Raw genomic sequence first — 1,062 nt, 5'->3', positions numbered from 1 at the left:
AGTATAAGAATAGTTTAGCACAAGGACTGTACGATAATCTGGACTTCACGTCATGATTTCTATAGATTCCTGACGGATCTGTATGAAAAATGAGACCATCAGCAAGATGGCCGCATTTGGAGTATAATGATTTAGTCAACCTCGAATAAAGAATGACGGCTTAGACCACGTGAACGCGATTTTTAGACCTGTTTTTGCGAAAGTTCACGAACCATATTCTGCAGTTCCTCGCTGAAGCCATCGAGCTCATCCAGCGAAACTGCACCATCCGCGATCAAGTGTGCCAGATCAAACACAACATTCTGCTTTCGGAGTTCAAGCTGTACCCCCGGTTTTCTCCGATCCTCACGTATTCTTTTATTCAGCGCCCAGAAACGTTCTGATGGTTGGCGGCTGTCATCGGTCAAAAATTCGACATACTCACGGGTGAGCTTGTCCATATAGCGTTCCTGCCAACCAGGAAGCTGTTCTCGGAACAGTTTCCAATCATTCTTTGACAGTTCCATTTTTCATCCCTCTTTCTGCACTCTATGATTGTGTTCTCAGTATAATCTACAACTGAAATCTGCGTCAATACATTTCGGTTGAGAAAATCAGATTCTCCTATTGACAGAGAATATATACTGTGATATATATTATTTAGGGAGGTGATCACAATGGAAACAGCGAAAATCTTTGAGAATGGCAGAAGTCAGGCTGTGCGCCTACCGAAGAAGTTTCGTTTCAACACAGACGAAGTGATCATACAGCAGCTTGGTGACGCTGTGATCCTCGTTCCGAAGGAATCCATGTGGCAGACTTTTATGGACGGTTTGAACAGCTTCACCGACGATATTTTCGAGGATGGTCGAGATCAGGGCGTCCAAGAGGAGCGTGAACATCTGTGACGTATATGCTGGACACCAACATCTGCATCTACGCGATGAAGAACAAGCCGGAGCAGGTATTGCAGCGACTGAAAAAGGAACTGAACAGCGGCGTCTGCATTTCCTCCATCACATTGGCTGAACTGGAGTATGGAATGAAGCACAGCTCCAATCCCATAAAGAACGAGCAGGCGTT

At 45.1% G+C, this 1,062-nt stretch carries 3 protein-coding genes; 2 read left to right on the top strand and 1 reads right to left on the bottom strand.

Annotation, left to right across the window (positions count from 1 at the left end; all coding sequences use genetic code 11):
- Positions 1–182: 182 nt before the first annotated feature.
- Positions 183–506 carry a hypothetical protein gene (locus ACZMB2_RS14415; protein ID WP_487597227.1) on the bottom strand — a complete coding sequence of 108 codons (324 nt, stop codon included), beginning with the start codon at positions 504–506 and terminating at the stop codon, positions 183–185.
- A gap of 150 nt (positions 507–656) precedes the next feature.
- Between ACZMB2_RS14415 and vapB the strand changes: the two genes are divergently transcribed.
- A complete protein-coding gene (vapB, locus tag ACZMB2_RS14410) occupies positions 657–887 on the top strand; it encodes a type II toxin-antitoxin system antitoxin VapB (protein WP_487597226.1) in 231 nt (76 codons plus the stop codon).
- Positions 888–892: 5 nt separating this feature from the next.
- Positions 893–1,062: type II toxin-antitoxin system VapC family toxin (locus ACZMB2_RS14405; protein WP_487597228.1), on the top strand; the 170-nt coding region annotated here is incomplete at its 3' end.

The sequence above is a fragment of the Hominiventricola sp. genome, from assembly GCF_057604405.1.
Note: the sequence above shows the minus strand (reverse complement) of the source record. Positions and strands in the feature narration are given on the sequence as shown.